This is a genomic window from Acinetobacter sp. 40AMC3-4, from assembly GCF_049898185.1.
Classification (GTDB): Bacteria; Pseudomonadota; Gammaproteobacteria; order Pseudomonadales; family Moraxellaceae; genus Acinetobacter.
Map to the genome: position 1 here is coordinate 1 of NZ_JAFCXG010000009.1, position 25905 is coordinate 25905.

The 25905-nt window shown below is 45.2% G+C and carries 22 protein-coding genes, 1 pseudogene and 1 riboswitch; of the genes and pseudogenes, 14 read left to right on the forward strand and 9 right to left on the reverse strand.

Annotated elements, in window-relative coordinates:
• Nucleotides 1-133: 133 nt before the first annotated feature.
• Together ACP7BU_RS11105 and ACP7BU_RS11110 are read right to left on the reverse strand one after the other, a co-directional pair.
• Nucleotides 134-484 (reverse strand): Spx/MgsR family RNA polymerase-binding regulatory protein, encoded by a 351-nt coding sequence (locus ACP7BU_RS11105; protein ID WP_425879971.1) that lies wholly within the window; start codon nucleotides 482-484, stop codon nucleotides 134-136.
• A gap of 473 nt (nucleotides 485-957) precedes the next feature.
• The gene (locus ACP7BU_RS11110) at nucleotides 958-1776 is read right to left on the reverse strand and encodes an exodeoxyribonuclease III (RefSeq protein ID WP_314101384.1); all 819 of its coding nucleotides are present in this window, start codon (nucleotides 1774-1776) and stop codon (nucleotides 958-960) included.
• A gap of 40 nt (nucleotides 1777-1816) precedes the next feature.
• On the opposite strand from ACP7BU_RS11110, the gene pyrE reads away from it, so the two are divergent.
• Nucleotides 1817-2467: an orotate phosphoribosyltransferase gene (gene pyrE, locus ACP7BU_RS11115; protein WP_004281297.1), complete on the forward strand. Its 651-nt coding sequence runs from the start codon at nucleotides 1817-1819 to the stop codon at nucleotides 2465-2467.
• Nucleotides 2468-2930: 463 nt separating this feature from the next.
• Here the strand turns inward: pyrE and ACP7BU_RS11120 are convergent, their stop codons facing one another.
• A complete protein-coding gene (locus ACP7BU_RS11120; RefSeq protein WP_004281299.1) occupies nucleotides 2931-3140 on the reverse strand; it encodes a cold-shock protein in 210 nt (69 codons plus the stop codon).
• Between the two features lie 547 nt (nucleotides 3141-3687).
• Here ACP7BU_RS11120 and ACP7BU_RS11125 point away from each other — a divergent pair.
• Complete coding sequence (locus ACP7BU_RS11125) at nucleotides 3688-4020, forward strand: hypothetical protein (protein WP_243474492.1); 333 nt, start codon at nucleotides 3688-3690, stop codon at nucleotides 4018-4020.
• Between the two features lie 171 nt (nucleotides 4021-4191).
• Here ACP7BU_RS11125 and ACP7BU_RS11130 read toward each other — a convergent pair whose 3' ends face one another.
• The 4 genes from ACP7BU_RS11130 to ACP7BU_RS11145 form a co-directional block, all read right to left on the reverse strand.
• Nucleotides 4192-5139: a copper resistance protein B gene (locus ACP7BU_RS11130; protein WP_425879970.1), complete on the reverse strand. Its 948-nt coding sequence runs from the start codon at nucleotides 5137-5139 to the stop codon at nucleotides 4192-4194.
• Complete coding sequence (locus ACP7BU_RS11135; protein ID WP_425879969.1) at nucleotides 5126-6892, reverse strand: copper resistance system multicopper oxidase; 1767 nt, start codon at nucleotides 6890-6892, stop codon at nucleotides 5126-5128. Before ACP7BU_RS11135 ends, ACP7BU_RS11130 begins: the two co-directional genes overlap by 14 nt.
• A 41-nt stretch (nucleotides 6893-6933) precedes the next feature.
• Entirely contained in the window at nucleotides 6934-7356 is a 423-nt protein-coding gene (locus ACP7BU_RS11140; protein ID WP_425879968.1) for a hypothetical protein, read from the reverse strand.
• Between the two features lie 124 nt (nucleotides 7357-7480).
• Nucleotides 7481-7681 carry a DUF3565 domain-containing protein gene (locus tag ACP7BU_RS11145; protein WP_004281307.1) on the reverse strand — a complete coding sequence of 67 codons (201 nt, stop codon included), beginning with the start codon at nucleotides 7679-7681 and terminating at the stop codon, nucleotides 7481-7483.
• 143 nt (nucleotides 7682-7824) lie between these two features.
• On the opposite strand from ACP7BU_RS11145, the gene gshB reads away from it, so the two are divergent.
• Complete coding sequence (gene gshB, locus ACP7BU_RS11150; protein WP_425879967.1) at nucleotides 7825-8775, forward strand: glutathione synthase; 951 nt, start codon at nucleotides 7825-7827, stop codon at nucleotides 8773-8775.
• Nucleotides 8776-8826: 51 nt separating this feature from the next.
• Here gshB and ACP7BU_RS11155 read toward each other — a convergent pair.
• A pseudogene (locus ACP7BU_RS11155) lies at nucleotides 8827-10029 on the reverse strand (CynX/NimT family MFS transporter).
• 424 nt (nucleotides 10030-10453) lie between these two features.
• On the opposite strand from ACP7BU_RS11155, the gene murG reads away from it, so the two are divergent.
• From murG to lpxC, 7 genes are all read left to right on the forward strand, one after another.
• Nucleotides 10454-11551 carry an undecaprenyldiphospho-muramoylpentapeptide beta-N-acetylglucosaminyltransferase gene (gene murG, locus ACP7BU_RS11160; protein WP_425879966.1) on the forward strand — a complete coding sequence of 366 codons (1098 nt, stop codon included), beginning with the start codon at nucleotides 10454-10456 and terminating at the stop codon, nucleotides 11549-11551.
• A 12-nt stretch (nucleotides 11552-11563) separates the two neighbouring features.
• Nucleotides 11564-13012, forward strand: a complete 1449-nt coding sequence (murC, locus tag ACP7BU_RS11165) for a UDP-N-acetylmuramate--L-alanine ligase (RefSeq protein ID WP_005245710.1) — start codon at nucleotides 11564-11566, stop codon at nucleotides 13010-13012.
• Between the two features lie 57 nt (nucleotides 13013-13069).
• Nucleotides 13070-13999, forward strand: a complete 930-nt coding sequence (locus tag ACP7BU_RS11170) for a D-alanine--D-alanine ligase (RefSeq protein ID WP_004647237.1) — start codon at nucleotides 13070-13072, stop codon at nucleotides 13997-13999.
• Between the two features lie 2 nt (nucleotides 14000-14001).
• A complete protein-coding gene (locus ACP7BU_RS11175; protein WP_085064739.1) occupies nucleotides 14002-14856 on the forward strand; it encodes a cell division protein FtsQ/DivIB in 855 nt (284 codons plus the stop codon).
• A gap of 70 nt (nucleotides 14857-14926) precedes the next feature.
• Nucleotides 14927-16189 (forward strand): cell division protein FtsA, encoded by a 1263-nt coding sequence (gene ftsA, locus ACP7BU_RS11180; RefSeq protein ID WP_005245712.1) that lies wholly within the window; start codon nucleotides 14927-14929, stop codon nucleotides 16187-16189.
• Between the two features lie 159 nt (nucleotides 16190-16348).
• Nucleotides 16349-17542, forward strand: coding sequence for a cell division protein FtsZ (gene ftsZ / locus ACP7BU_RS11185; protein WP_004647240.1), 1194 nt, complete (start codon nucleotides 16349-16351; stop codon nucleotides 17540-17542).
• Between the two features lie 126 nt (nucleotides 17543-17668).
• The gene (lpxC, locus tag ACP7BU_RS11190; protein WP_425879965.1) at nucleotides 17669-18571 is read left to right on the forward strand and encodes a UDP-3-O-acyl-N-acetylglucosamine deacetylase; all 903 of its coding nucleotides are present in this window, start codon (nucleotides 17669-17671) and stop codon (nucleotides 18569-18571) included.
• Nucleotides 18572-18670: 99 nt separating this feature from the next.
• Here the strand turns inward: lpxC and ACP7BU_RS11195 are convergent, their stop codons facing one another.
• The gene (locus tag ACP7BU_RS11195) at nucleotides 18671-19111 is read right to left on the reverse strand and encodes a DciA family protein (RefSeq protein ID WP_004647242.1); all 441 of its coding nucleotides are present in this window, start codon (nucleotides 19109-19111) and stop codon (nucleotides 18671-18673) included.
• Between the two features lie 107 nt (nucleotides 19112-19218).
• On the opposite strand from ACP7BU_RS11195, the gene ACP7BU_RS11200 reads away from it, so the two are divergent.
• The 4 genes from ACP7BU_RS11200 (at nucleotide 19219) to ACP7BU_RS11215 (ending at nucleotide 25888) form a co-directional block, all read left to right on the forward strand.
• The gene (locus ACP7BU_RS11200; protein ID WP_425879964.1) at nucleotides 19219-19902 is read left to right on the forward strand and encodes a M23 family metallopeptidase; all 684 of its coding nucleotides are present in this window, start codon (nucleotides 19219-19221) and stop codon (nucleotides 19900-19902) included.
• 328 nt (nucleotides 19903-20230) lie between these two features.
• Nucleotides 20231-22933, forward strand: a complete 2703-nt coding sequence (gene aceE, locus ACP7BU_RS11205) for a pyruvate dehydrogenase (acetyl-transferring), homodimeric type (protein WP_425879963.1) — start codon at nucleotides 20231-20233, stop codon at nucleotides 22931-22933.
• Between the two features lie 2 nt (nucleotides 22934-22935).
• Nucleotides 22936-24942 (forward strand): 2-oxo acid dehydrogenase subunit E2, encoded by a 2007-nt coding sequence (locus ACP7BU_RS11210; RefSeq protein ID WP_425879962.1) that lies wholly within the window; start codon nucleotides 22936-22938, stop codon nucleotides 24940-24942.
• Between the two features lie 156 nt (nucleotides 24943-25098).
• A riboswitch (yybP-ykoY riboswitch) is annotated at nucleotides 25099-25240 on the forward strand.
• Nucleotides 25241-25312: 72 nt separating this feature from the next.
• Nucleotides 25313-25888, forward strand: coding sequence for a TMEM165/GDT1 family protein (locus tag ACP7BU_RS11215; RefSeq protein WP_004281327.1), 576 nt, complete (start codon nucleotides 25313-25315; stop codon nucleotides 25886-25888).
• Nucleotides 25889-25905: the final 17 nt, after the last annotated feature.

Genomic DNA, 25905 nt, shown 5'->3' on the forward strand with positions numbered 1-25905 from the left:
CTTTTGCCAGTGTTGATCTGTCAGCATGGTACGAGGCATAGCGAATAGTAAAATTGGGTTTGGCGATTTGATTTTACTACTTCGCTATTTTTTTAAGCTAAAAGTGTCAACACACCCTATTCAATACAAGATATTAGCGGGCTAAGCCACGATAAGCTGTTTCATCAAAACCGGCAATAAATCCTGTAGAGGTTGCCAAGATTGGACGTTTGATTAAACTGGTATGGGTGGTTAATGCATTAATTAAAGCATCTTCACTCGACAGGGCGGTCTGTTGCTCTTCTTCACTGAGCTTACGCCAGGTAGTGCCTTTCTTGTTCAGAAGCACGTCCTGACCCAAGGCATCCAGCCAGGTTTTGATGGTTTCAGCATCGATGCCCTGTTTTTTATAGTCATGAAATTCATAACTCAGACCTTGCTCCGTCAGCAGATCAAAGGCTTTTTTCATCGAACTACAATTTTTAATTCCGTAAATTTTTAACATAGCTGCCATCTAAAAAATTTAAATCATGAACTAGCTTAACCAAATTGGCAGCAGCAAACCATGCAAAAGCAAATGAAAAAAAAGAAAAAATTTTAAATACCAGAAAAGTCATGTCATCAAAATGACATCAAGCAGCTTTAATATGAGCAGCAAGAAAAAGAACAATCTAAATAATAAGAAAAATAAAAATTTGGGAATAATAGAAATAGAAAACCCGCATTTAATCATCCTGATCATGCGGGTCTCAATCCAACGTCCAATGTCACATCCATGCAAAACAAGCTAAATCTATAGTCTGTTTTATTTTCGTCCTACGGCGTCCTGTCCTTATGTTGTCGTCCTGACATGTCCTTGTGCCGTAGCGCTATAATGCTATGTTATTACATTAAGATAAACCCAAAAAATACGTCATGTCATGTAAGAGATAAGCCTTAATTGAGTGAACGTATGTTCACTCAATTAAATAATGAAGATTATAGTTTGTAGTCGATGATCACGGGGGCATGGTCGCTAAACCATTGTTCTTTATAGACCCAGGCATTAACGGTACGCTCTTTCCAGTCCGGAGAGCAGGCATGATAATCAATCCGCCAACCAACATTCTTGGCACGCGCCTGTCCACGGTTTGACCACCAGGAGTATAATTCGGCTTCTTTGCGGACTTCACGGAAAGTATCGACATAACCAAGCTCATCGTAGATATGATCTAGCCAGGCACGTTCGTGCGGTAAACAGCCCGAGGCTTTCTGGTTACCCGACCAGTTTTTAATATCGATACGTTTATGCACGATATTATAGTCACCGCAGACAATTACCGATTTATTTTCATCGCGCCACTGTTTCAGGATTTTTGCGTATTCTTCCAGAAAGTGATCTTTACGCGCTTGTGCTTCATCGCCTGATGAGCCGGAAGGTAGGTACAGGGAACAGATCTGTACGGTTTGTTCTAGACCCAAGTCAAATTCAGCGGCAATAAAACGGCCTTGTGAATCGGCCAGTTCAAAACCCAGGCCATCAGTTAAAGACACAAAAGGCAGACGGCTATAAATGGCCGTACCGGCATAACCCGGACGTTCGGCAGGAAACAGGTGCGTGTACCAGCCTTCAGGCTTGAATTTATCGGTCCACTGCGCATGCGTGATCCGGCTTTCCTGTATGCAAATCACGTCGGCATCCGACTGTTCCATCCATTCCAATAGACCTTTGGTGACAGATGAGCGTAAGCCGTTGACATTAATTGAAACGACGCGAAGAATTTTTTGATCACCTGGATAGCTACTCTTTGGTATCATGCGCAAGTCTTACCTTAATTAATGGATTTAGGAGCACCTCATGTCAACGCCAGCTCAGTTTAACCCGCAAGCTTTTATCGAACTCGCATTATCACGCGGTGTGCTTAAATTTGGTGAGTTTACTTTAAAATCGGGACGTGTGAGTCCCTATTTTTTTAATGCGGGTCTGTTGAATGATGGTGAAGCCTTGACACTGCTGGCTTCTGGCTATGCTGCAAAACTAACTGAATGTGACCATGTTGAAGTGATTTTTGGCCCTGCATATAAAGGTATTCCTTTTGTGGCAGCAACTGCTGTGGCTCTGTCGCAAAATCATGGGGTAAGTGTGCCATGGGGTTTTAACCGCAAGGAAGCCAAAGACCATGGCGAGGGTGGCGTATTGGTCGGTGCTTCTGTAGCAGGTAAAAAAGTCTGGATCATTGATGACGTAATTACCGCAGGCACAGCGATTCGTGAAGTCGTCACCATCCTGAAAAATGCCGGTGCCCAAATTGCCGGTGTACTCGTGGCGCTTGATCGTCAGGAAAAAGGTCAGGGTGATTTATCTGCGATTCAGGAAGTACAGCAAGAGCTTGAGATTCCTGTACATGCCTTAATTACCATGAAAGATTTAATGGATTATCTGGAAGCGAAAGGCGACCTAGAAGCTTTGGCAAAAATGGAAGATTATCGTGTTAAATACGGGATCTAAGCCTGGATTGGCATAGAAAAGGAAGCTTGAGCTTCCTTTTTTTATAGATACTCGATTTTCTAAGCATTTGAAATTTATTATCTCTGTCTATTCTTGTAAGCATTGGCTTACATGAATTCCAGCACTTTGCGGCTATTTTGAATAGTGGAAATTTCCTATGATGGCTTTAACAGGAACAGGACGTTCCACACAAGAATAACAATACATAAATACAAGGAAAGTAAGGTACGACAGGAGTTATACCAAGCGAACGCATACGGAAAACCCCTGGCAGGATGCCAGGGGTTTTTCATTTCTATTTCTTTATAGAGCAACGCTTACAACAGCAATGATTCAGAACATGATTCTTAAAAATTCACTGTTAATGAGCTAAATAGAGGAGTAGAAAACCTTTCACCAAAATTATGAATCTTCAGAGCTAAAAAAAGCACCTGAAGGTGCTTTTTCTTATTGCTGTGCTAAATTATAGCGCAACGATATTGATCGCATTTGGACCTTTTTGACCATCAACCACGCTAAAAGAAACGCGCTGACCTTCAAACAAAGTTTTGAAACCAGAACTGCTGATTTCTTTAAAGTGTGCAAAAACGTCAGGACCTGATTCTTGTTGAATAAAACCAAAACCTTTAGTTTCGTTAAACCATTTTACTGTACCGGTAACTGTAGTAGACATAATATAACCTGTTAAATTTTAATAATTTTAGTCATGCAAATGACTATGGATAACTTGGAAAAACAACAAGAATTGAAATAAAGATCTGAAAAAACTGAGGATTATAAATAATACTGCGGCACTTAAAGAAGCTTAACTAAACAACGCTTTTTTCTAGTTAAAGACAGCATAGCCTAAATCAGAAAATATTCAAGTTTTTTATATTTATTATTTATTTTTCTTATAAAAGTGGCTCAATTCTTCTTTTTTTAAAGAATTTCAACCTGGTTTGCTTGAGCTTTACCGGTCGCATTTGAGCTTTAACGAAGCTAAACAATAAATACACGTTGTGTTTACGTTACTTTATGTTAATCAGAATCGTTCAGTACTCAGCAAGATTTTACTAAGTCAGTGTATTTTATAACTTTGGGTAAATTAACATTTGTAGCTTTAAGATAGTTATCGTCATTGCTCATGTATAAAAATCCACCTATATTAAAATTCAATTGGAAAAATTAACTATAAGAATTTCTTAATTTTAATTTAAAACCAAATACGAGTGAGTCTCATGGATTACTGGAACAGTGTGTTACTTATATCCATCATCACCATGGTTGGACTGGCCATGATCATCCTGTTCGTCGGATGTAAAATGTGGAAGAACTTGGTGGTTACTTTACTGATTGCCACCTTGATTGGATTTCTGATTGTATTTGCGATCAATTTTATTTTTGGCGATCGTCTTCAATTTCTATGGGGTGCCCCTGAGACTGGTGATAGTAATTTTATGCTGGAAATGGGGCTGCTGAGCCTGTTAATTGGCGGTGTGAGTACCTTTATCATTATGTTAGGCACTTTGGTTGCTAAAAGTAACAGTGGAAATCAAGGCGATGAAGACTAGTTTTTCGCAAAATAACAAGTCTCTTAATGAGTGGGAAAGTGCAGAAAAGCATCGCATGTACAGTTCATAGGCTTAAAAAATCTTTCTCAGTCAAATGTATAGTGCCATAGCGCTACGGGACATGAATGGCGTTTCACATCCCGTAGCTGCATAATTTTCTGTATCAAAAATTTAGAACATCATTCTTAGACCTGCACCATAGATCCAGCCTTTTTCAGAATCAGAGCTTTGCTGCCAGGCTGTCTGTTTGTTGCCTTTACTATATTCATAACCCACTTCCAGATAAGGCATGAGCTTTTTGCTCAGTTCATAGCGTGTTTCCAGGCCCAAGGTGGCATGACTAAGGCCGGTTTTTTTCGCATTCGCTGCCTGATCATTCAGGATGACATCCAGTTCGACAAAGGGTTGCATAATCAGTTTCTGAGTCAGTAACAGGTCACGCTCTGTTTCCAGTTTTAATCCGACAAAGTCATCTTCACCAACATAGAGATGAGCATTCGTTTCGAAAAAGTAGGGGGCCAAGCCATGCAGGCCAAATACTGCATCGAAGCGCTCGTTCTGCCGTTGTGTAGCAGGCTCGGCTAAATTTTCCTGTCGATAGCGCACCCCGGTCTGCACATCCCAAAAATCGGAAATATTGCGGCTATACAACACTTTGGCATCATATTCGGCCTGATGGGATTCATGTTTGTCGGCTTCTAACTTGAGGAAGATTTTATTTTCATCCGTGCCGACTCTGGCCTGGTTCTTGGACTTGAATGCTCCATTTCTCTCTGAACTATGCTGCCATTTCTGGTCCAGAATAATCTGGCTATAAATCTGTGCACCATGTTCTTTACGATGATCATGTTCGCTGGCAGAACTGACTGAATTTTGTGGCGTGCTCAGCACCTGCTGTTGATGCAATAACTTTGGTGGTGGTTGATAAGATGCAGCATCTACTGTTCCAGTATGCTGTGCGTGGTTATCAGCCATGTTTTGCATGGCATGATGCCCGCTATGATGCTGATGTTCATTATGACCCGTATGCTCGCTAGAAGCTGCCGCAAAAATACTCAGACTGCTTAGGGTAAGCGCACTGCTGAGTACTGACTTTAGAAAAAGATTAGTGATGTGCATGGCTTTCTCCTTGAGCAGCTGCTGGTTTTGACGGCATTTTTTGTGAAGAAGGGTGAGATACTTGATCTTCGTCAACCTGTGCCACAATCAGCTTGTTCATCATGCCAGCACTCATGTGATAGAGCAGATGGCAGTGAATCGCCCATTCTCCCAGTTCGTCAGCCGTGAGCAGGGTAGTCACCGTTTTCCCAGGCGGCACAATCACGGTGTGTTTATTTGGCATATTTGCAGCAGACTGACCATTTTCCAGCTGCATAAACATGCCATGCAAATGCATCGGATGGGCCATCATGCTGTCATTGATAAATTTCAGCCGGATTCGCTCACCATATTTCACCTGAAGTGGCTCGGCATCACTGAATTTTTTACCATTAATGGTCCAGATATAGCGCTCCATAGTTCCACCCAGACGAATCACCAGTTCACGTTCTGCTGCGCGGGTATCAGGTTGCGGTTTCAGGGCTTTGAGATCTTGATATTGCAAGGCTTTATGTCCTGCAGGCGTAGACATATTGGCCCAGCCCTCAACCGGCTGATGAGGCTGATTGGTTCCGGACATGGCACTATGACTTACATGCATGTCGTGCTGGGCATGTTGATCATGTTCACTTGTGGCAGTCTGCATGGTCTGACTGCTGTGTGTGTCATGTGACATGTCATGTTGTTCGCCATGTCCCATATCTTCCATGGTCAATAAGGCACGAGGGCGCGGTGTTGGTAATTGAACCGGAGCCGGGGCTTTACTTGAATCAGTTGCCTGATGCAGACTGCCAATGGCAAAGCCTGAGCGGTCGATCGATTCTGCTTCAATCTGGTAATGCGCTGCAGTGGGTTCCACAATCACATCATAGGTTTCAGCAGTTCCGATACGGAATTCATCTACAGCGACCGGCTGCACAGCTTGTCCATCGGCGCTGACCACGGTCATTTTCAGCTGGGGAATACGCACATCGAAAAACGACATGGCAGAAGCATTGATGAAACGCAGGCGGACTTTTTCATTGGGCTGGAACTGGCCACTCCAGTTTTGTTGCGGCGTTTTTCCATTGACCAGAAAGGTATAACCGGTAACATCAGATAGGTCGGTTTTCAGCATACGCATCTGGTTCCACATCTTGCGGTCTGACCAGGTGGCCTTGAGACCGTCACGTTTCACCTGCTTAAATACATCGCCCACGGTTTCGCGCTGGTTCTGATAATATTCGGCCGATTTTTTTAAATTGTTCTGAATCTGCTGGCTGCCCTGTTCGTGAAAATCCGACAGCATCACCACATAATCCCGCTCGGTTTGTTCATGTGGAGGTAGTAATGTCTGTGCTTTGGGGCGAATCACCAATGCGCCATAGAGGCCGTCCTGTTCCTGACCTTTGGAATGTGCGTGATACCAATAGGTGCCGTTTTGACGAACCTTGAAGCGATAAGTAAAAGACTGTTTCGGTTTGATCCCCTGAAAACCGTTAAATCCGGGGACACCATCCATCAGCCCGGGCAGGAGGAGGCCATGCCAGTGCAGCGAGGTATCCTGATTGTTCAGGTTGTTTTGTACATGAATGACTGCATCATCACCTTCTTCAAATTCCAGCAAGGGTGCAGGGAATTTTCCGTTTACAGTGATACGCTTGACCGTCTTTCCGGTGAGATTGATCGGGCTTTCATCAATGACCAGATGATATTCTTTTACGGCTGCAAACAAGGCAGACGACGAGATGAGACCGAAGCCCAGACACAGGCTTTGACTGATTTTAAGCAACATAACTTAATCCTTAATGAATAAAAAAATTTAAAAATTCAGGATCAAGCTTTGGATGGGCGTAAGATTTCTTGCCAGTAACCGGCAAGGTGCTTGGCATGGTAAGCAGGGAGGAAGGTTTTTTCCGGATAACCGTGATCAGGCACACTTAACTCGGGCGTTGTAATGGGCAGGCTGGTGACCAGGTTCTGGCAGGCCATAGTGCCACAATCCAGACAGTCTGATGACTGCTGGGTGCTGTCACTGACACAGTCCGGCTGAATCAGTTCCTGATCTTGATGATGATCAGTCTTATGCAGCGAGTGAGAAGCAGAGGGTTTTGTCATTTCCAGACAATGAGGATTCGTTTTTTCAGACGGCATAACCAGATGCATGGTGTTTGCAGATGCGACAGACACACTGCTCCAGCCTATGGCAAAAACCACAAGCATCACCAACCAGATCTGTTTGACGAGCCGTATGAGCAAAAGTACACCCTGAAAAAATGCGCTGCATGTTTGAGCAATAAAAGCATAAACGCAGTAACTCAAATTAGCAAATTCTGGACAAGATTATTTTTTAGGTCACCTACATACTACTTTTTTCATAGGTTCAGGTTTCAGTTTCGCACTTTTCGCATTTTTTACAGTCTAGCAGCATCCCGAGTTTTTCTTTACGTCCTTGCTCGGTCATCACCCATGGGCGATTTTGCCAGGGCGGGGTATGTCGCACATGCTGGCCATGTCCGCAGGCCAGCTCTGCAACCCAATGCTGTTCCTCATCCAGGTGAAAACCGATAATGGCCTGTTGCATGGCATACCTCCCTTGAGCTCAAATTGCCTGAGCATCTATCTAAAAACCTATACAAAATAAGTCATGCAAAATCACCATAAACAAAAGAATCCACACAAGCTATACTCCTTGCCAAGTCATTTTTTGAAAAAGAGCAGAGACACATGCGCGTACTTGTTGTGATGGATCCCATTGAAAATGTAAACCTGAAGAAAGACTCGACCATGGCCATGCTGTGGGCAGCAGCACGTCGCGGGCATGAACTCGGTTATGCATTGCAGCAAGATTTATATATCGATCAGGGCAAGGCCTTTGGTCTGATCGCGCCGTTACAGGTATTTGAAGACTACGACCATTATTATGAACTTGGCGAAAAACAAAAAGAGTCGATCGCTGCTTATGACGTTGTCTTGATGCGTAAAGATCCGCCTTTTGATATGAACTTCGTCTATACCACTTATATTCTGGAGCAGGCAGAGCGCGAAGGGGCATGGATCATCAACAAACCGCAAAGCCTGCGTGACTGTAATGAAAAACTGTTCGCGACCCAGTTCCCGCATCTGCAAGTTCCGACCTTGGTGACTTCGCAGCAAAGCCTGATCTGTGAATTTCTCAAACAACAGGTCGATGTGATTGTAAAACCTCTAGATGGTATGGGCGGCACCGGGATTTTCCGCCTGTATCAGGATGGCATCAACATCGGTTCAACCATTGAAATGCTGACCAATAATGGTACCCAGCCAATTATGGCGCAGCGTTATATTCCGGAAATTGTCGAAGGCGATAAACGCATCCTGATGATTAATGGTGAGCCAGTGCCGTATTGTCTGGCCCGTATTCCACAAAATGGTGAAGTGCGTGGTAATCTGGCCGCGGGTGGCCTAGGTGAGGCACGCCCCCTGACTGAAAATGACAAAGCCATTGCAGCAAAAGTAGGGCCGTATCTCAGAGAAAAAGGTCTGGTTTTTGTAGGGCTGGATGTGATCGGAAATTATGTTACTGAAATTAATGTAACCAGTCCAACCTGTATCCGTGAAATTGACACCCAGTTTGGCACCTCGATTGCAGATGATCTGTTTGCCGTGCTGGAAGCGGGGCAGGCCAATCAGGTTTAAAAGCAAAATCAGGTGAAAAAAGAGTCTGCTTGCAGGCTCTTTTTTATTTTTTCATTGGGGATAGCGCTTAAATAAAAATGCCGTCATTACCATACCCAGCATCGAAAGGCAGACGGTGATAATGACAAGATTGGCCCAGTATTGAGTGGCAGATATCAGCGCAGCGCTCAGGGTCGGTATAAAAAACTGTGCGCAGGCTGAAATTTGTAAAACCAGACCCACACTGGCCGCTGCTGCATAGGCACGTGGTGCATAGTGCAGGGTAATCGCAAAAACAGTGGTCGGAATCATCCCGCCAATCAGTGAAAACAGCACGGCACTGACAACCTGCAATTCAAATGAGAGCCAGGAATTTGCAGCAAATACCAAGCAACTGCTGCAGAGCATTGCCACAAATCCGGTACTCAATAAGGTGTGCGGTCTATAACCCTGTTGCAGCAACATGCCTGCGCCAAAAGTACCGCCTAGGTTGGCCAGCACGACCATTGAAGCCAGCATCCCTGCGCGTTTTAAGTCTAGCCCCTGTTCGACATACAGCGTAGGCAGGAAGCCCGTGACAGTGATCCATTGACTGCTATAACAGGCAAAAATAATCGCCAGACAGATAATCGGTGGGTGGGTCAGGGTAATTTTAACAATCTGCCAGAATGAGGTGTTTTCCGTAGCTGCCTGGAAAGAATCTAGCTGTGTTACCAGGACAGGTTCAATATTTAAATATTGTTTGATCATGCCAGCAATAACCAGGCACAGGCAGCCCAAAATGGCCCAGATCGTTTGCCAGTCCAGATATTCAAGCAGGAGAGGAATCGTTAATACGGCCAGACTGACACCGATGCCCATATAGGAACTCCAGAGTCCCATCTTGAAATTCAGTGTTTCAGCGCGGCTGGTACGTTTTAAAATGGCTGGCGCACACAAGGAGATGGTTAAAAATCCGATTCCTTCCATAAAACGCAATACATATAAAGTGGCAGGCTGCGTAATCCAAAGCCCGGCAAGACTGCTTAGCCCTAAAATGATTAAGGCCATGATCAGGCAGCGCTTTAATCCCATTTTTTCCGAGAAGGCGCCAATGCATAGCGCAAACAGCATTCCGGCAGCCTACACCAATGCTAATGAAAAACCAGCCTGAGTAAAACTCAGGTTTAAATCCTGCTGCAACACAGGAATCACGGCCGAAAGTTTGCCGACATGGATCGCAGCCAGATAACCGGCCAAGATAATCCATACATCACGACATGATATTTTTGACATCTATCCGAACTGAGTCCATTTAAAGCATCTGCTTGTACATCAAGCATCATTCATATATAGATATGAATAACATGAAAGTTTTATAAATTTGATAGGATTTAAGCCTAAGCTCATTAGTCGATGATAGGATATGGATTGACTGGGAGTGAGCTGTAAAGGGTTTTAAATAAAGCCCTGTCCGTGGCAAGGTTATTGATAATATAATGAGAAAATCATTTAAAATTGCTATGATATGTCACTTAAGTCGAAGGAAAAGTGCAGACCTTATAAATAAAACGAGTCTAAACTTGGAATTTGCGTAAAAAAAACAATTAAAGCCTTGTTGAAATAAAGTAAATAAACTTTCATGGCCTGAGGTTTGTGATTACAATTGATTACTTAAATCAGATTTCCTGCTCCATTTTTTGAATTGAAGAATTAGACCGTGACCGACGCTCAGCAAAAACAGCCTAAACATGTCATGATGATGGCCGCAGGTACAGGTGGACATGTGTTTCCAGCGTTAGCTGTTGCCAAAGACTTACAACAACAAGGTATACAGGTTTCCTGGTTGGCCACCCCTGCAGGCATGGAAAACCGTCTATTAAAAAACCAGAATATTCCCATTTATCAGATTGATATTCAGGGTGTGCGTGGCAACGGTTTTCTACGTAAGGCCTTGGCGCCTTTTAAAATCATGAAAGCCACCTTAAGTGCCATGAAATTCATGAAACAGCTTCAGGTCGATGCCGTGGCAGGCTTTGGCGGCTATGTGGCAGGCCCGGGTGGTTTGGCCGCACGTATCTTAGGCATTCCGGTGCTGATCCATGAACAGAATGCAGTTGCCGGTTTTACCAATACCCAATTGTCGCGTGTGGCAAAGATGGTGTGTCAGGCTTTTCCAAATACCTTTCCGGCCCAAGAAAAAGTCGTGACTACAGGTAATCCGGTACGACAAGAAATTAGCGAAATTTTAAATCCGTCCTGGCGTTATCAGGAGCGTGACAAGGCAGGACTGCCCTTACGTATTCTGATTGTTGGCGGATCTTTGGGGGCGCAAGCCTTAAATGAACGGGTTCCGGAAGCTTTAAAGCAACTCAATGTGCCATTAAGCGTCTATCATCAGTGTGGGCAAAACCATGCTGAGGCGACACGGGCACGTTATGAAAATGCACCAGCCAGTCTGCAAGTAGAAGTACAGCCTTTTATTGAAGATATGGCCAAAGCCTATTCTAATGCCGATCTGGTGATTTGCCGTGCCGGAGCTTTGACTGTAACTGAAATTGCCACTGCCGGCGTAGCTGCGATTTTTGTGCCGCTTCCAAGTGCGGTGGATGATCACCAGACGGCCAATGCCGGTTTCCTGGCCAATATCAATGCGGCAAAGATTTGCCCGCAGGCCACGATGACCCCGGAAAGTTTAACAACATTATTAGAGCCGATGCTGAATCGCCAACTGTTAATGGAAATGGCCGTGAAAGCACGCCGACAGGCTCAACCCGATGCGACTCAACATGTGGTCCGTTTAATTCAAGAATTGTAATCCGAGTAAACTATGTCTCCAACAACCCCAGCTGAACAAGCGAAAAAGTTAATCAAAGTGCCGGAAATGCGTCGTATCAAACACATTCATTTTGTGGGGATCGGTGGTGCAGGCATGTGTGGTATTGCAGAAGTGCTGAAAAACCAGGGCTATAAAGTTTCCGGTTCAGATATCAAGGCATCCAATACCACCGCACAGCTGGAAGCGAATGGCATTAAAGTCTATATCGGACATACTGCAAATAATATTAAGGGCGCCAACGTGATCGTGGTCTCTACCGCGATTGATAAAGAAAATCCGGAAATTAAAACCGCGATTGAAAACCGTATTCCTGTGGTTCGCCGTGCGGAAATGCTGGGTGAACTGATGCGTTACCGTCATGGTATTGCCGTTGCCGGCACGCATGGCAAGACCACGACCACCAGCCTGATCACCTGTATGCTGGCTGAAGAAAACATGGATCCAACCTATGTGATCGGTGGTTTGCTGAACCGTACCGGTATGAACGCAGCCTTGGGCGCCAGCCGTTATATCGTGGCCGAAGCCGATGAGTCAGATGCTTCTTTCCTGCACCTGGAACCGATGGCTGCTGTGGTGACCAATATTGATGCTGATCATATGGATACCTATGGCGGTAGCTTCGATGTCCTGAAAGATACTTTTATCCAGTTCCTGCAAAAATTGCCATTTTACGGCTTGGCCGTAGTGTGTGGTGATGATGCCAATATCCGTGAAATCATGCCGCGGATTGCACGTCCGTTACTGACTTATGGCTTCAATGAAGACAATGACATCCGCGCAGTAGATGTTGATCAGGATGGCATGCAAACCCACTTTACCGTATTGCGTAAAGAGCGTGAGCCATTGCGTGTAACCGTGAATCAGCCAGGTTTGCATAATGTGCTGAATGCCTTGGCCGCGATTGGTATAGCGACCGATGAAGGCGTGTCTGATGCTTCAATCTGCCGTGCACTGGAAGGTTTCAGTGGTGTGGGTCGCCGTTTTGAAGTTCAGGGTGAGTTTGCGATTGAGGGTGGTGACGTGAAACTGGTGGATGACTATGGTCATCATCCAAAAGAAGTGGAAGCAACGATCAAAGCTGCGCGTCAGAGTCATCCGGACCGTCGTCTGGTAATGATGTTCCAGCCACACCGTTATAGCCGTACCCGTGATTGCTTTGATGATTTTGTGGAAGTGCTTTCTACTGTAGACCAGTTATTGTTGCTGGATGTTTATCCTGCTGGCGAAAAACCGATTGTCGGGGCGGACAGCCGTACTTTGGCCCGCAGCATTCGTCTGCGTGGTGAAGTCGAGCCGATTCTGGTTGATGCGGCGGACGGCAACCTGAATCAGATCATGAGAAAAGTATTGCAAGCAAATGACTTGTTATTAACCCAGGGCGCAGGTAATGTTGGAGCAATCTCAGTCGAACTTGCACAAAATCACTTATATATAAAATAGTCATCTTGTGTGACTGAATTGAATTGACCAGATTGAAAAAAGTTTAAGGATATAAACGTGTCAAATGCTTCAAAATTCGGAAAAGTTGCCGTGTTGCTTGGTGGTAAATCTGCAGAGCGTGAGGTTTCTCTAGACAGTGGTACGGCGGTACTTGAGGCATTAGTGCGTTCAGGGGTCAATGCGGAAGCGTTTGATCCTCAGGAGCGTAGTGTCACAGAACTGGTAAATTATGATCGTGCTTTTATTGTATTGCATGGACGTGGCGGGGAAGATGGCCAGATCCAGGGCGCACTGGAATGGTTAAACGTGCCGTATACCGGTACCGGTGTACAAGGTTCTGCGATCGGCATGGACAAGGTCAAGACCAAGCAGGTCTGGCAGGGTTCGGAATTGCCGACAGCACCGTATCGCATTGTCACCAAAGACTCTGATGCGAACGACATTGTTAATGCTTTAGGCTTGCCTTTGATTATCAAGCCGGTACATGAAGGTTCCAGTATCGGCATGAGTAAGGTTGAGAAAATTGAAGATTTTGCAGAAGCAATTACCAAGGCAACTGAACATGATGCTGTGGTGATGGCAGAAAAATGGATTACCGGTCGTGAATATACCATTGTGGTTTTAAATGGTCAGGCGCTGCCGGTGATTCGTCTTGAACCGCCTCAAGATGTTGCCTTCTATGACTATGAAGCGAAATATCAGCGTAATGATGTGCAATATGGCATTCCATGTGGTTTAAGCGAAGCTGAAGAGCAACAGTTAAAAGCCTTGAGTTTGCGCGCATTCCAAGCAGTCGGTGCCAGTGGTTGGGGCCGGATTGATGCCATGCAGGATGAACAGGGCAACTTCTGGTTGCTTGAAGTGAATACCGTGCCAGGCATGACCAGTCATTCACTGGTGCCAAAAGCGGCAGCTGCAGTCGGATACAGTTTTGATGAGCTGTGTGTGGCGATTCTGGAACAGACCTTGACTGGTTCGGCACACTAAATATGGCTCAACTTCCTGTTTCCATGCGCCGTAAACGTGCTGCGATTACCTCAATTCACGACAAGCCGCCGACACGCAAAGAAAAGCTGACCAATTTTGGTGGCTGGTTATTGTTGTGTATTGCGGTATTGGTGCTGGCCTTTGGAATATTGGGCTTATATAAAGTCATGACCAATAGTGACGTGGCAGAGCTGGGCGTGATAGGTACGCGCTCGGCTGCTGAACAGCGTCAGGTCATGCAATATGTGTCACCGATTGTGACCAAAAACTATTTTACTTCAGATCTGGAAGCGATCCGCGATCGTACTCTGGAATTATCCTGGGTGGATCGGGTCGTGGTGTCCCGAGCCTGGCCAAATGGCATTCGGGTGCGGGTGATGCCGCATCATGCAATTGCACGTTGGGGAACAGGGCGTTTATTGAGTGACAGTGGTGTTATTTTCACTGAAGTCACACCCAAGAATTATCAGGCATTACCGTTGCTACATGGGCCAGCGAGCCATGCAGAAACCATGATGCGTCGTTATAATGAAATTAATCAGTTATTTTTGCCACAAGGCATTCGTCTAAAAGAATTATATCTCACCGAGCGAATGACCTGGTTTATGCAGTTTGATTCGGGTTTAAGAATAATTGTGGATAAAGACCAGACTATGAGCAAATTACAACGCCTGAGTCATCTGTCTCAGAGCGATTTAAAGCCGGTCTGGTCTAAAATTTCGGCCATCGACCTGCGTTATCGCAATGGATTGTCGATACAGTGGAAAAATTCAATTCCGCCTAAAATTGTAAATGGACATTTTATTGTAACCATTGATGACACGGGCGTTGAGAATAAGGTAACAGTAAAGCCATAATGACCGGCTTTAAAAAATAGAGGCATTTAAAGCCATAAATCTAACAAACACGTAATGGTAGTAGTGAATAATGAGTGAAGCTGTTCCCTCGGTTGTGGCGATTGACATTGGGACACACAAAGTTTCAGTTTTGATTGGCAAGGTACACGCGCCAGACAATATCCAAGTGATTGGTATGGCCACCGCTCGTAACCGAGGCATGAGTAAAGGGAAAATTGTCAGTCTCGATAAAGTTATTACTGCAATTAAAAATGCCGTTCAAGAAGCAGAAGATATGGCGGAATGTCGTGTACATTCTGCCTGGGTCTCTATTCCAAGTGCCGAATTAAAAAGCTTTTATGCTTCAGGTCGCACCTCGATCGACAATAGCGAGCATGCGATTACCACCAGTGAAGTGGTGCGTGCACTGGAATTGGCTAAAGCTAGTCATTTGACTTCAGATCATTATCTGGTCAGTGCTGTGCCTCTGGGTTTTGAGCTGGACGACTCACCGGAATGGGTGTTAAACCCGATTCGGATGTCGGCACATAGCATGACCGGACACTATCATTTGATGATGCTGCCGATCAGTACCATGCAGAATATTGATCGCGCCCTGAAAGGTGCCAATATTGGTGTAGAAAAAATGGTGGTGTCGAGCTTGGCTACTGCTGAAGCCAGCCTGCTGAAAGACGAAAAAGAATATGGCGTATGCTTAGTAGATATCGGTGCCGGCACGACCAATGTTGCAGTGTATGTGGATGGTCGTTTGGCCTTAACCCATACCTTCCAACGTGGCGGTGAACATGTGACCCGTGATATTGCAGCAGTATTGCAAACCACAACTGAAGAAGCTGAACGTCTGAAATTATTGTATGGCTGTGTCGACCTGAAAGTGGTCAAGCCTGACCATATGATTCAGTTCCAGGGGATTGATGGGCCACAAACCATCAGCCGGATTGAATTGACTGAAATCATCATGGCGCGTTATGAAGAAATTCTGGGTCTGGTGCGTGATGAATTGGTGAAAAACGGTGCTCTTCAGGGCTTGTATCATGGTGTGGTATTGACCGGCGATGCTAGTCATATCGAAGGAATGGTGAGCTTTGTTCGCCGTACCATGGGGGTCTCGGCGCATTTAGGTAATCCGCCGACTCAGGTGTATGCAGATGAACAACATCAGGCTGCTTTACGTCGCTCACAATATAGCACTGTGGCGGGCTTGCTGATGTTTAGTCAGAGTGATACCCAGGACACGATTGTGGAACAGGATGATGTAGAACGGTTGTCATTGGCCAAGCGGGTCAAAAGAGCCTTGTTTGGCTTTAATGACACCTTGAAATCAATCTTTTAAGTCGATTTTTATTGTGAATATTGTTGGGAAGATGTAGTTAATCGGGCTTGTACTTGACAAGTGAACGCATGAGCAGCATTCTTAAAAACAATTTTATTAAGATTAAGGCAGTATACGGGCTTAGTGACTGCCAATTATGAATTAGGAATTTTATAGGTCATGGCCTCATTTGAATTTTTCGAAGACGATCATAGCGATAGCAATGGTCAAGCCCGTTTCACTGTGTTTGGTGTAGGTGGTGCGGGTGGTAATGCTGTACAACATATGTTGCAGTCCGATATCCAGGGCGTAAAGTTTGTTTGTGCCAATACGGACAAGCAGGCATTGGATCGCATGGAAGCCGAATTTAAAATTCAGCTGGGCGAGCAAAGTACCCGTGGTCTGGGTGCAGGTGCAAATCCGCAAGTCGGCCAGACCGCAGCAGAAGAAAGCCGTGAACTGATCCGCCAGCAGCTTGAAGGGACCGATATGGTCTTTGTTACTGCGGGTATGGGCGGTGGTACCGGTACCGGTGCAGCGCCAGTCGTGGCTGAAATTGCGAAAGAAATGGGTATCTTGACCGTTGGTGTCGTGACCACGCCATTTAACTTTGAAGGCAAACGCCGTCTACAGTCTGCTGAAAAAGGCATCGAAGCTCTTGAGCAGCATGTAGACTCATTAATCATCATTCCAAACCAGCGTCTATTGAAAGTCTTCCGTGATATTTCAATGAAAGATGCATATAAAAAAGCGGATGATGTTCTACTGAATGCAGTACGCAGTATTTTTGATTTGGTAGTCCGTCCTGGCCATATCAACCTTGACTTTGCTGACTTAAAAACAGCCATGAGCACTCGTGGTTATGCCATGATGGGTGTCGGTCTGGGTCGTGGTGAGAACCGTGCACGTCAGGCTGCTGAGCAGGCAATCCGTAGTCCATTACTCGACAACGTGACTATCATGAATGCCAAAGGCATTCTGATCAACGTGACTGGTGGCGATGACGTGACTTTCGGTGAAATTGAAGAAATTACTGATGTCGTGAACCAGATTGTCGATTTAGATGAGGGTCAGGTGTTCTACGGTACCGTTTTTGATCCGGATGCGCGTGATGAAATCAGCGTGACTGTGATTGCAACAGGTTTAACCCGTCATGCAGCGGATTCAGTTGAACCGACCAAACGTACTAATGTACAGGCAACTCGTCCAGCAGCAGCTGCACAGGCTGTGGTGGAAGATGATGATGTACCGGCAATTCAGCGTCAGCAGCATGAAACAGGTGCAGCAGCGAATCCAGCGGCGGCTTCAGTTTCTAGCCCGCGCCCAACGCCAATGAGCATTCAGGATTATCTTAAGAATCAACAGCGTAAATAACATGTAACATCATGTGTTTAGCTAGATTAGACAGGAAAGGTGGCTTTTAAGCCACCTTTTTGTTTTTTATCAATAGCCAAATATGCTAACGTATAGCGGTTTTATAGATGAACAGATGATAAAAGCATGTTGAAACAACGTACCCTGAAACGTGTCGTGAAAGCGAGCGGAATCGGTCTTCACAGTGGGCAAAAAGTCATGATTAACTTTGTGCCGCACCATGCCGATGGGGGAATTGTGTTTCGTCGTATTGACCTGAATCCGCCAGTCGACATTCCTGCCGATGCCATGCTGATTCAAGAAGCCTTCATGTGCTCGAACCTGGTTCAGGAAAATGCCAAAGTAGGCACCATTGAACATGTCATGAGTGCGATTGCTGGTCTAGGCATTGATAACCTGATTATTGAAGTGTCGGCCTCTGAAGTCCCGATTATGGATGGCAGTGCAGGTCCGTTTATTTACCTGCTCATGCAGGGCGGTTTGCAAGAGCTGGATGCCGCTAAAAAATTCGTCAAGATTATTAAACCGGTTGAAGCACTCATTGATGACAAACGTGCCATTTTTAGCCCACATGAGGGCTTTCAGCTGAATTTCACCATCGATTTTGATCATCCTGCCTTTAAAAAAGAACATCAGTCCGCCAGTATCGATTTTTCTACTGAAACCTTCGTTTATGAAGTCAGTGAAGCGCGTACCTTTGGGTTTATGAAAGATCTGGATTATCTCAAAGCCAATAATCTGGCGCTGGGTGCCAGCCTGGAAAATGCCATTGGTGTAGATGAAAACGGGGTCGTTAATGAAGAAGGTTTACGTTTCTCGGACGAATTTGTACGTCATAAAATTCTGGATGCCGTGGGTGATTTATACCTGCTCGGGCATCAGATTATTGCCAAATTTGATGGTTATAAATCTGGACATGCCTTGAATAATCAACTTTTACGCAATGTGAAAAGTGATCCAAGCTGCTATGAAATTGTAACATTTGATGACGAAGCCAATTGTCCAATCATGTATGTGAATGTGACATAAGTCATTGTGTTTGTGTCTTTATGTTTTTGTTATTGCTTTAATACTGTGATACACATCACATAATGTTTGCTTTTTAATTTATTACATTTGATTGCTATGTTACTTTTTATTGCTTGCCAAACGTAGTAAAGCTTGGCTAAGCTTAGGGTCGCTTATAAAGTCAGCAGCACTACGAAGTAATTCCTGTGTTTCTGCATTTAAGGCTCTTTCAGGTGTTGCTGAAACAGGTGATGTTTGCGAAGGATTCCGCAAGCAAACTTGAAGTTTAGTGAGATCTGTTAATTCATTTATTTGAGAGAGTTGTGAAATGTATTGCTTTTGAAGATAGGCCAATTGACTGATCATGGCCTGGTTTTCACCGGTAATCGTTAACACACCATTTTGATAGCAGACAACTTGCCAGCGTTCCGGTTGGGGCAATAGCGGTTGTACGAGTTTCGTAAGTTTCTGCCAGGCAGCGACTTGTGATGAGAGAAACGAAAAGTTTCCTGTTTTTATCTGTTTTCTTGTTTGTTGAAAAACGTTGACAGGTTCCGACATACATGATTCCTACATATTTATGTCTTAATCTTATGCGCTTCTTTTAGTGGATATCAAGGATAGAGATCTTCAAGGAACTCGATTAAAGCAGTTTAGAGAGGTTTTTTATGCATATGCGACGTATTTTGTTGGCATTTTCTTTATCAGTTTCAGCGGCTTCGGTTGCGTTCGCAGATTTAGTCAATCTAAATCAAGAAAATGGTTCAACAGATCGTATCGAGCAATTGACGCGTACTCTGGCACAGGGTGCATATACTCATCCAGATGATATCGATATTCCAGCACAGACTAAATTGAATGTTCAACTTCGTGAGAAACCAGTTGAACTGAACAATCGAACGCTTGCTCAGAAGTATGCCAATACTTCATCCAATAAAGCGGCAGCAAACAGTGCTTATTCTTGGCTAATTTCTCATCCTTTACCTAATTCTCGCGTAAGTTCAAATTACGGTGGCCGTACCATGAGTGGCCGTGCTGAAAATCATTCAGGCCTTGATCTTGCAGCGCCAAGTGGTACACCAATCTATGCAACAGGTCCAGGAATTGTGACCAAATCAGGTTGGGGCACAGGTTATGGTCAATACGTTGAAATCAATCATGGCAATGGCTATTTAACGCGCTATGCCCATGCTTCACGTCTTATTGCACGTGTGGGAGAACAGGTGCGAGCGGGTGATCATATTGCTAATGTCGGCTGTACTGGTCGCTGTACCGGTCCACACTTGCATTATGAAGTAGTAAAAGACGGTCAACGTAAAAACCCATCTACTTATTTGGCCATGTTACCTTAAGTATAGACCTGAATAACAAGATGCATCTCTATACATAAAAAATCTCCGATAAGCATTTTAAAGCGTTTAAGCTGAAGGCTCTTCAAGTCAACTTGAAGGGCTTTTTGTTTTATCACTTTTAAGTCTCATATTATCACCAACTATTATAATGATTGTATAATAAATCGCCTTTATTGACTATTTTTTGTTATGTAGTGTAATTATACGTCACCCATCATTTAGTTCCTAAATAGTACTGCTAAATCGCATTCAGCTAAGGCCATACCTGCAGAGGTCTTAAATATGGTACATATAAGACATTAGATTAGGCTTTTAGGAACTGTAGATTATGGCGTTTTATGGCGATACAGACGCGCAAGAAACCCAAGAATGGCAAGATGCATTTGACTCTGTTTTGCAGCACATGGGCACTGAGCGTGCAGCATTTTTATTAGAAAAACTTTATCAACGCGCAATTGCAAAGCATGTTCCTATTCAGCGTTTAAATACTCCCTACTTAAATACGATTTCTGTTGAAGAGCAACCTGCCATGCCGGGTGACCAGGACATGGAGCGCCGTATTCGCGCGCTGATCCGCTGGAATGCCTTGGCAATGGTATTACGCGCGAATAAAACCGGGGATGATCTCGGTGGTCACCTGGCGAGTTTTGCTTCTTCCGCAACCCTTTATGATGTGGGCTTTAACCACTTCTTCCGCGCCAACAGCGATAACTTCGGCGGCGACATGATCTATTACCAAGGTCACTGTGCACCGGGTATTTACGCGCGTTCATTTTTAGAAGGCCGTTTGACTGAAGAGCATCTGAATAATTTCCGTCGTGAAGTGGGTGGTAAAGGTTTGCCATCTTATCCGCATCCTTATTTGATGCCGGACTACTGGCAGTTCCCGACCGTATCGATGGGTCTGGGTCCAATCATGTCAATTTATCAGGCACATATCCAAAAGTACCTGATGAACCGTGGCCTGATTAAAGAAGAAGATCGTAAGGTTTGGGCTTATCTGGGTGATGGTGAGATGGACGAGCCGGAAAGCTTGGGTGCAATTTCTCTGGCAGGTCGCGAAAAGCTCGACAACCTGATTTGGGTAGTGAACTGTAACTTGCAACGTCTGGATGGTCCGGTACGTGGTAATGGCAAGATCATTCAGGAACTTGAGTCATTATTCCGCGGCGCAGGCTGGCGTGTGATTAAAGTTGTGTGGGGCCGTCATTGGGATCCACTACTGGATAAAGATAAATCCGGTGCACTGAAAGCAGTGATGGAAGAAGCAGTCGATGGCGATTTCCAGCGTTATCAGGTAAAAGGTGGTGCTTACGCACGTGAAAAGTTCTTCGGTAAATACCCAGAAGCTAAAGAGCTGGTGAAAGATTTAAGCGACGAAGATATTGATAATCTGAACCGCGGTGGTCACGACCCGTACAAAGTTTTTGCTGCTTATGCTGAAGCATGTACGGCTAAAGGTCAGCCGACCGTGATTCTGGCGAAAACCGTGAAAGGTTATGGTTTGTCGGAAGAAATCGAAGCAGTCAACAAAACGCATCAAATCAAGAAGATGCAAATCAATTCCTTGAAATATGTGCGTGATCGTTTCAACCTTCCTTTCACCGACGAACAGCTTGAAGAAGTACCGTTCTACCGTCCAAGCGAAAATTCACCTGAATTGAAATATATGAAGGCACGTCGTGAAGCGCTAGGTGGTTACCTGCCTGCACGTCGTAAGGAAAGCGAACAGCTGGCGATTCCTGGACTTTCAGTATTTGATTCGGTCTTGGCCGGTTCAAATGGTAAAGAACAATCGACCACGATGGTGATGGTGCGTTTAATCTCTGCACTTCTTAAAGAGAAAGCGATTAAAGACCGTGTTGTGCCAATCGTGCCTGATGAAGCCCGTACTTTCGGTCTGGAAGGGATGTTCCGTCAGCTCGGTATTTATGCCGCGCATGGCCAGAAATATACCCCGGAAGACCAAGAACAGCTGATGCATTACCGTGAAGCCAAAGACGGTCACATGTTGCAGGAAGGGATTAACGAAGCCGGTGCGATGAGTGCATGGGCAGCATTGGCGACCAGTTATTCAACCAATAACCTGCCAATGATTCCGATGTATATGTACTACTCGATGTTTGGTTTCCAGCGTATCGGTGATATTGCCTGGGCAGCAGGCGATGCACAGGCACAAGGCTTCTTGCTGGGTGCAACTGCAGGTCGTACTACACTGAACGGTGAAGGCTTGCAGCATCAGGATGGTCATTCACACATCTTGGCCAATACCATTCCAAACTGTGTCTCTTATGACCCATGTTTCGGTTATGAATTGGCGGTGATCGTGCATGACGGTTTACAACGTATGTATGTGAACCAGGAACGTGTGTTCTATTACCTGACCGTAATGAACGAAAACTACGAGCATCCGGAAATACCAAAAGGTGTTGAAGAAGGCATCAAGCGTGGTATGTACTTACTGGAAGAAGATGAAAAAGCCACTGTTCAGTTACTGGGCTCAGGTGTGATCCTGCGTGAAGTGATCAAGGCAGCGAAGATTCTTCGTGAGGAATATCAAATTCATTCAAATGTCTACAGTGTGACCAGCTTCAATGAACTGGCACGTGACGGTATGGCATGTGAAGAATACAACCGCTTGCATCCGCTGGCTGAAGACGTAAAAGAAGCATGGGTATCGAAACAGCTTCGCGGTACTGAAGGTATCGTCGTGTCTGCAACCGATCATATGCGTGCTTATAGCGAACAGATTCGTGCTTATCTTCCAGATGGCCGTCCATTCGTAGCATTGGGTACTGACGGTTATGGCCGTTCAGATACACGTGCCAACTTGCGTAGTTACTTCGGTGTTGATGCTGCCCATATTGTGGTGGCAACTTTGAAAAAACTGGCAGATGAAGGTGAAGTTGATGCGCGCCTGGTAAAAGATGCGATCTCGACTTTCGAGCTTGATACAGATCGTCCAGTGGCTTGGGCACCGCAAGAAACCCCATCTGTACATGCTGTTGCTGACTACAAAGAGGAGAACTAAGCATGCAAATTACGACTCCTGATATTGGTGTAGATAAGGCAACAGTGGCCGAAATTCTGGTCAAAGTCGGTGATACGATCGCGATCGATGACAGCATTGTGTTACTTGAATCTGATAAAGCCTCTGTTGAAGTACCTAGCACTTCAGCAGGCGTGATAAAAAGCATTCTGGTGAGCCAGGGTGATGAAGTCGCTGAAGGCGCGGTACTGATTGAGCTACAAGCTGAAGACGGTAGCGCTGATGTGGTCGAGCCACAGCAAGCAGATGCCTCACAAAAAACTTCAGAAAATACTCCGACTTCATTGCCGGATCAGGAAATCATGCAGGAACTGGCTTCGCATCAGCCTAAAGCTTCTGCTGCTCCTGAGGCACAAGCGAACTCACAGGTGGTTGATGTTCAAATCCCCGATATTGGTGTAGAAAAAGCCACTGTCGGTGAAATTCTGGTTTCTGTCGGTGATGAAATCGAAGTGGATCAAAGCATCGTGGTGGTGGAATCAGACAAGGCGACTGTTGAAGTGCCAAGTACGGTTTCAGGCACGGTAGAGTCCATCGAGATTAAAGAAGGCGATACCATTAAAGAAGGTGTGGTCATTCTGAAAGTGAAAACGGCTGTTTCGACAGCATCAGCACCGACAGAAGCACCTCAAGCACCAGTTGCTCAAGCGGCGGCCCAAGAGAAAGCAGTCGAAGCACCAGAAACGCCAGCAACACCTGCGGGTGATGTTGAAGTGATGGTGCCTGATTTGGGTGTAGACAAGGCGGCTGTAGCTGAAATTCTGGTTCAGGTCGGTGATACGGTTGAAAAAGACCAAAGCATCATCGTGGTGGAATCAGACAAGGCGACTGTTGAAGTGCCAAGCACTACAGCCGGCGTGATTAAAGCCATTCATGTGGAACTGGGTCAAAATGTCTCTCAAGGCATTGCACTGGTAACAATTGAAGCTGAAGCGCAAGCAGCTGCTGTACCTGTTGCAGCCAAAGCAGAAGAACCTAAAGCGCCTGCTGCAAAAGCAGCATCGGCACCTGCTGCATCTTCTACTCAAACAGTCGCGACGTCGGATAATGCCGATAAGCTGACCAAAGAGCAGAGTGTGGCTAACTCGAAAGTCTATGCCGGTCCTGCTGTGCGTAAACTGGCACGTGAACTGGGCGTCGTGTTGGCAGATGTCAAAGCATCTGGCCCACATGCGCGCGTCATGAAAGAAGACCTGAAAGCCTATGTCAAAACGCGTCTTACTACGCCACAGGCGGCTCCTGTAGCCGCTGCTGCTCAAGTCGCAGGTCTGCCAAAACTGCCAGACTTTAGCGCTTTTGGTGGTGTGGAAGAGAAAGCCTTGACGCGTTTGCAACAAGTATCTATTCCACAATTGTCGCTGAATAATTTCATTCCGCAAGTGACCCAGTTTGATGCAGCAGATATTACTGAACTCGAAGCATGGCGTAATGAACTGAAAGGCAACTTCAAGAAAGAAGGCCTGAGCCTGACCATTATGGCATTCATCATCAAAGCAGTTGCGCACTTGTTAAAAGAAGAGCGTGAATTTGCTGGTCACTTGGCCGATGATGGTAAGTCAGTCTTGCTACGTAACGAGATCCATATGGGTATCGCGGTCGCAACGCCAGATGGTTTGACCGTGCCTGTGCTGCGTCACCCAGATCAGAAGTCAATTAAACAGATTGCCACTGAGCTAGGAATCTTGGGTCAAAAAGCGCGTGACAAGAAGTTGTCGCCGAAAGATCTGCAAGGTGCGAACTTCACTATCACTAGCCTAGGTTCAATTGGTGGTACAGCATTTACGCCATTAGTGAACTGGCCGCAAGTGGCAATTCTGGGTATTTCACCTGCAACCATGCAGCCGATTTGGAATGGTGAAGGCTTTGATCCACGCTTGATGCTGCCGCTTTCATTGTCCTACGATCATCGTGTGATCAATGGTGCAGATGCTGCTCGTTTCACCAACAAGCTGACCAAGCTGCTTAAAGATATTCGTACGCTGTTAATCTAAATTAAATTCGATTCACTTTCTTTTCTCTTGCGCTTCATTGAAAAATATTTCAATTGAAGCTCAGGAAGAAATACAAAGAAGGTATAAATAAAAACCCTGCTTCGGCAGGGTTTTTTCTTGCTGCATTGAAAAATAATCTATTTGATTCTATACTTGGCGCACTTCATTGGGGAGTAGCCGCCTTTTGCGCAAAGCAGAAGGGTGATGGTCAACATATTTGCTCAACCGGGCATGGTCATCATAGCAAAGAACCAAGTCAGCTTTTCCAAGCTTTCTTTTGTTGGCAAGACCTTTGATTTACCACTCTGCAGATTTTGGCTAGCAGGAGCGGTGAGTCATTGGTATTGGATGCTAGCCAGAGAAAGACCTCATGTATGAATTCTTACTGTCGACTGCAATCGTAGCACTGGCTGAAATGGGTGATAAAACCCAACTGCTGGCATTGCTGCTTGCCGCACGCTTTCGCAAACCTGTTCCTATTTTAGTTGCTATTTTATTGGCGACATTGATTAACCACGGCCTTTCTGCAGTATTGGGACAATGGGTAACCACAGTGATTGGGCCGGAAGTACTGCTGTGGATCGTTTCGATTGGCTTTATCGCGATGGCAGTCTGGATGCTGATTCCGGATGAACTGGGTGATGAAAATGCCAGTATCAATAAATGGCAAAAATTCGGGGTATTTGGTGCAACCTTCATTTTGTTTTTTCTGGCAGAAATTGGTGACAAAACCCAGATTGCCACAGTGGCACTGGCGGCACGTTTCGACAGCGTCTTCTGGGTGATGTTGGGTACTACGCTAGGCATGATGCTGGCCAATGCGCCTGCGGTATTTTTGGGTGATAAACTGGCGAACAAACTACCGATCAGCCTGATCCATAAAATTGGCGCGGCCATTTTCCTGGTCATAGGTGTCGCGACCCTGGTTCAATATTATTTCTTTTAAATTATAAAATAACAAAT